This window comes from Clavibacter sp. MX14-G9D (genome assembly GCF_032917815.1).
GTDB lineage: Bacteria > Actinomycetota > Actinomycetes > Actinomycetales > Microbacteriaceae > Clavibacter > Clavibacter michiganensis_K.
On sequence record NZ_JAVCVL010000180.1, the window covers coordinates 1 to 5,659 of the forward strand.

Annotated in this window: 4 protein-coding genes; all 4 read right to left on the minus strand. The window is 71.3% G+C overall.

Features of this window, described 5'->3' with window-relative positions; genetic code table 11:
• Positions 1–289: 289 nt before the first annotated feature.
• The 4 genes from ilvC to ilvD all read right to left on the minus strand — a co-directional run bounded on the left by ilvC (position 290) and on the right by ilvD (position 5,499).
• Complete coding sequence (gene ilvC, locus Q6969_RS12460; protein ID WP_094115425.1) at positions 290–1,315, minus strand: ketol-acid reductoisomerase; 1,026 nt, start codon at positions 1,313–1,315, stop codon at positions 290–292.
• A gap of 103 nt (positions 1,316–1,418) precedes the next feature.
• Positions 1,419–1,928, minus strand: a complete 510-nt coding sequence (ilvN, locus tag Q6969_RS12465) for an acetolactate synthase small subunit (RefSeq protein ID WP_043670567.1) — start codon at positions 1,926–1,928, stop codon at positions 1,419–1,421.
• Positions 1,925–3,697, minus strand: a complete 1,773-nt coding sequence (locus Q6969_RS12470) for an acetolactate synthase large subunit (protein WP_396335549.1) — start codon at positions 3,695–3,697, stop codon at positions 1,925–1,927. The genes ilvN and Q6969_RS12470 overlap by 4 nt, the downstream gene beginning before the upstream one ends.
• A gap of 107 nt (positions 3,698–3,804) precedes the next feature.
• A complete protein-coding gene (ilvD, locus tag Q6969_RS12475; RefSeq protein WP_094115423.1) occupies positions 3,805–5,499 on the minus strand; it encodes a dihydroxy-acid dehydratase in 1,695 nt (564 codons plus the stop codon).
• Positions 5,500–5,659: the final 160 nt, after the last annotated feature.

The window sequence follows — 5,659 nt, forward strand, 5'->3', positions numbered from 1 at the left end:
GCCCGTCCGGTGCCGGTCGCCGGCCCGGCGTCCCGGCTGCGGGGCACTGCGCGTTGCGGCTCGGGCGAGCGGGCGAGCGTGGGATCCGCCTCCTCGCCGGCCCAGCTGAGGGCGTCGTCGTCGGGAGTTCGCGGCATCCCCCGATGGTACGCGGTCGGATCCGGACGCCCGCCGCACGGACGGCCGCTCGTCGCACGCCCGGACACCCGCCCGCCGCGGGGCTCCCGGACGCGGAGACGCCCGGCCGCACGAGGCGGCCGGGCGTCCGGCGATGCGGGTGGAGCGGGGACTAGCGGGCGACCGAGCCGTCCGTGTAGTCGTCGTCGGCCTTGTTCCACGCGAACAGCTTGCGCAGCTCGCGGCCGGTGGACTCGATCGGGTGCTGCTCGCCCTTCTTGCGCAGCTCGAGGAACTCCGGCGCGCCGGCGTCCTGGTCCGCGATGAAGCGCTCGGCGAAGGCGCCGGACTGGATGTCCGCGAGGACGGCCTTCATGTTCTCCTTGACGTCCGGCGAGATGACGCGCGGTCCGGAGACGTAGTCGCCGTACTCGGCGGTGTCGGAGATGCTCCAGCGCTGCTTCGCGATGCCGCCCTCCCACATCAGGTCGACGATGAGCTTCAGCTCGTGCAGCACCTCGAAGTACGCGATCTGCGGCTGGTAGCCCGCCTCGATCAGCGTCTCGAAGCCGTACTGGACCAGCTGCGAGGTGCCGCCGCAGAGCACGGCCTGCTCGCCGAACAGGTCGGTCTCGGTCTCCTCGGTGAAGGTGGTGCGGATGCCGCCGGCGCGGAGGCCGCCGATGCCCTTGGCGTAGCTCCACGCCATGTCCCACGCCTTGCCGGACGCGTCGACCTCGACGGCCACGATGACGGGGACGCCGCGGCCGGCCTCGAACTCGCGGCGCACGGTGTGGCCCGGGCCCTTCGGGGCGACGAGGACGACGTCCACGCCCTCGGGCGCCTCGATGTAGCCGAAGCGGATGTTGAAGCCGTGCGAGAAGACGAGCGTCTTGCCCTCGGTGAGGTTGTCGCGCACGCTCTCGGCGTAGAGGCCGCGCTGGTGCTGGTCGGGCGCGAGGATCACGATGACGTCGGCCCAGGCGGACGCCTCGGCGGGGGTCTGGACCGTGAAGCCCTGCTCCTCGGCCTTGGCGCGGCTCTTCGAGCCCTCCTTGAGGCCGACGACGACCTCGACGCCGGAGTCGCGGAGGTTCAGCGCGTGCGCGTGCCCCTGCGAGCCGTAGCCGATGACGGCCACCTTGCTGCCCTGGATGAGCGAGAGGTCGGCGTCCTTGTCGTAGACGATGTCAGTCACGTGGTGGATCTCCTTGTTCTGTCGTCCCCGCGGGTGGCGCGAGGGGCGGTGCCGGGCAGCCCCGCGCGGACGCGGGGTCGGATCTGATGGGTCGGGAGGCGGGCTACGCCGTGCGGAACACGCGGTCGGTGATGGACTTCGACCCGCGGCCCATGGCGAGGAGGCCCGACTGCGCGAGCTCCTTGATGCCGAAGGGCTCGAGCACGCGGAGCAGGGCCTGGACCTTGCCCGAGTCGCCCGTGACCTCGATGATGAGCGCGTCCGTGGCCACGTCGACGACGCGGGCGCGGAACAGGTTGACGGCCTCGAGCACCTGCGAGCGGGTCGTGTTGTCCACGCGCACCTTGACGAGCAGGTGCTCGCGCTCGACCGCCTGGCCGGGGTCGAGCTCCACGATCTTGATGACGTTGACGAGCTTGTTCAGCTGCTTGGTCACCTGCTCGAGCGGGAGCGCCTCGACGTCGACGACGACCGTGATGCGGGACAGGCCCTCGATCTCGCTCGCGCCCACGGCGAGCGACTCGATGTTGAAGCCGCGACGGGCGAACAGGCCCGCGACGCGGGTGAGGAGGCCCGGCTTGTCCTCCACCAGGAGGCTCAGGATGTGGCTCACTTCTCGGTCCTCCCGGTCTCGGCGAGGTCGTCGTCCCAGTCGGGCGCGTGGTCGCGGGCGTACTGCACGGCGCTGTTGCTGAGGCCCTGCGGGACCATCGGCCACACCATCGCGTCGCGGCTGACCACGAAGTCGATGACGACGGGGCGGTCGTTGGTCGCGAGCGCCAGGCGGATCGCGTCGTCCACCTCCTCGGGCTTGGTGACGCGGATCCCGAGGGCGCCGTAGGCGTCGGCCATCTTCACGAAGTCGGGCACCATGCGGGTGCCGCCGCCCGTGTTCAGGTCGGTGTTGGAATAGCGGCCCTCGTAGAACAGGGTCTGCCACTGGCGCACCATGCCGAGCGACGAGTTGTTGATGATCGCGACCTTGATGGGGATGTCGTTGATCGTGCAGGTGGCGAGCTCCTGGTTGGTCATCTGGAAGCAGCCGTCGCCGTCGATGGCCCACACGTGGCGGTCGGGCTGGGCGACCTTCGCGCCCATCGCGGCGGGCACCGAGTAGCCCATGGTGCCGGCGCCGCCGGAGTTCAGCCAGGAGTTGGGGCGCTCGTACTTGATGAACTGCGCCGCCCACATCTGGTGCTGGCCGACGCCGGAGGCGAACACGCCCTCCGGGCCGGTGATCTCGCCGATGCGCTGGATGACGTACTGCGGGGCCAGCGCGCCGTCGGCGGGCGGGGTGTAGCCGAGGGGGAACTCCTCGCGGAGCCCCTCGAGGTACGTCCACCAGTCGGCGATGTCCTGCGGGGCGGAGGCGGCGGCCTTCGCCTCGCGGAACGCGACGACGAGGTCGGCGATGACGTCCTTCGCGTCGCCCACGATCGGGACGTCCGCGATGCGGATCTTCGAGATCTCGGCGGGGTCGACGTCGACGTGCACGACCTTCGCGTTCGGGGCGAACAGCGACGCCTTGCCGGTGACCCGGTCGTCGAAGCGGGCGCCGAGCGAGACGAGGAGGTCCGACTCCTGGAGCGCCAGCACGGCCGGGACCGTGCCGTGCATCCCGGGCATGCCGAGCTGCTGCGGGTGGGAGTCGGGGAAGGCGCCGCGGGCCATGAGCGTCGTGACGACGGGCGCGCCGACCGCCTCGGCCAGCGCCAGCAGCTCCTCGTGCGCCTTGGCGCGGATCACGCCGCCGCCCACGTACAGCACGGGCTTCCTCGCCTCGACGAGCAGCTGCGCGGCGGCCTGGATCTGCTTGCCGTGCGCCTTGACGACGGGGCGGTAGCCGGGGAGGTCGATCTTCGGCGGCCAGTGGAACGGCGCCTCGAGCTGCTGCGCGTCCTTCGTGATGTCGACGAGCACGGGGCCCGGGCGGCCCGTGGAGGCGATGTGGTACGCCGACGCGATGGTCGACGGGATGTCCTCGGGACGGGTCACCAGGAAGCTGTGCTTCGTGATGGGCATCGTGATGCCCACGATGTCGGCCTCCTGGAAGGCGTCGGTGCCCATGAGGGTGGAGAACACCTGGCCCGTGATGGCGAGGAGCGGGACCGAGTCCATGTACGCGTCCGCGATGGCGGTGACGAGGTTCGTCGCACCGGGCCCGGAGGTCGCGATGCAGACGCCCGTGCGTCCGCTCGAGGACGCGTAGCCCTCGGCGGCGTGGCCGGCGCCCTGCTCGTGGCGGACGAGGATGTGGCGCAGCTTCGTCGAGTCCATGAGCGGGTCGTAGGTGGGGAGGATGGCGCCGCCGGGCAGGCCGAAGATGTCGTCGACCCCGAGGAGCTCGAGGGTGCGGACGACGGCCTCGGCTCCCGTGAGCATCTCGTCGCCCTGATGGGCGGTGGGGGCCTGCGGCGTGGGCGGCGGGGTGGGCAGAGCTGGCATGGGTGCGCGATTCCTGGGAGAGGGTGCGGAAGGTGAGGAGGGGGTCATCCCGTGATCGCGCCCTCGGCGGCCGAGTGCACGAGACGGGCGTACTTGGCGAGGACTCCGCGCGTGTAGCGCGGCGGGAGAGGTGCCCACCCCTCACGGCGGGCGGCGAGCTCGGCCTCGTCGACCAGTAGGTCGAGCGTGCGAGCGGCGATGTCGACACGGATCCGGTCTCCATCGCGCACGAAGGCGACGGGACCTGCGTCCACCGCCTCGGGAGCCATGTGGCCGATGCACAGTCCGGTTGTGCCGCCTGAGAATCGACCGTCCGTCAAGAGTAGTACATCCTTGCCGAGGCCCGCGCCCTTGATGGCGCCGGTGATCGCGAGCATCTCGCGCATGCCGGGGCCGCCCTTCGGGCCCTCGTAGCGGATGACGACGACGTCGCCCTTCGAGATGCGGCCCTCCGTCAGCGCGTCCATGGCGGCGCGCTCGCGCTCGAACACGCGGGCCGGGCCCTCGAACACGTCGAGGTCGAAGCCGGCGGTCTTGACGACCGCGCCCTCGGGGGCCAGCGAGCCGTGCAGGACGCTGATGCCGCCGGTCGCGTGGATGGGGTCGTCGAGCGTGCGGATGACCGTGCCGTCGAGGTCCGCGAGGTCCATCGACTCGAGGTTCTCCCGCATGGTGCGGCCCGTGACCGTCATGACGTCGCCGTGCAGGAGCCCCGCGTCGAGCAGGGCCTTCATGACCACGGGCACGCCGCCGACGCGGTCGACGTCGTTCATGACGAAGCGGCCGAAGGGCTTGAGGTCGCCGAGGTGCGGGACGCGGTCGGCGATGCGGTTGAAGTCGGACAGCTGCAGGTCGACCTCCGCCTCGCGCGCGATGGCGAGGAGGTGGAGGACCGCGTTGGTGGATCCGCCGAACGCCATGACGACGGAGATGGCGTTCTCGAACGCCTCCTTCGTCATGATGTCGCGCGCCGTGATGCCCTTCGCGATGAGGTTGACGACGGCCTCGCCGGAGCGGTGCGCGAAGTAGTCGCGGCGGCGGTCGGCGCTCGGCGGGGCGGCGGAGCCCGGGAGGCTCATGCCGAGGGCCTCGGCGACGCTCGCCATGGTGTTGGCCGTGTACATGCCGCCGCAGGCGCCCTCGCCCGGGCAGATGGCCTTCTCGATGCGGGTCAGGTCCTCCTGGCTCATCGTGCCGGCCTTGCACGCGCCGACGGCCTCGAAGGCGTCGATGATCGTGACGTCCTTCTCGGTGCCGTCCGAGAGCTTGACCCAGCCGGGCGCGATGGACCCCGCGTAGAGGAACACCGACGAGAGGTCGAGGCGGGCGGCCGCCATGAGCATGCCGGGCAGCGACTTGTCGCAGCCCGCGAGGAGGACGGAGCCGTCGAGGCGCTCGGCCATCATCACGGTCTCGACGCTGTCCGCGATGACCTCGCGGGAGACGAGCGAGAAGTGCATGCCCTCGTGGCCCATGGAGATGCCGTCGCTGACGGAGATGGTGCCGAACTGCAGCGGATAGCCGCCTCCCGCGTGGACGCCCTCCTTCGACGCCTGCGCGAGACGGTCGAGGCTGAGGTTGCAGGGGGTGATCTCGCTCCAGGAGCTGGCGACGCCGATCTGGGGCTTCACCCAGTCCTCGTCGCCCATGCCGACGGCGCGGAGCATGCCGCGCGCCGCGGTGGCCTCGATCCCATCGGTGACGTCGCGGCTCCGGGGCTTCATGTCGATCTCAGGCATGGCATGAGTTTAGGTCCTCGCGCGGAGCGCTCCCGGCGCCGGGCGGGCCCGGCGTGCGCCGCACGGGCCCGCCCGGACGGGTCGGCAGGTCAGCCGATGCCCGGGGGCAGCCCGCCTCCGCCACTTCCTCCGCGAGGACCTCCTCGTCGACGAGCTGGAG

What these genes read in the sequence shown, in the direction of transcription:
- ilvD (WP_094115423.1), bottom strand. Translation starts at nt 5,499, where the DNA reads ATGCCTGAGATCGACATGAAGCCCCGGAGCCGCGACGTCACCGATGGG.
- Q6969_RS12470 (WP_396335549.1), bottom strand. Translation starts at nt 3,697, where the DNA reads ATGCTCACGGGAGCCGAGGCCGTCGTCCGCACCCTCGAGCTCCTCGGG.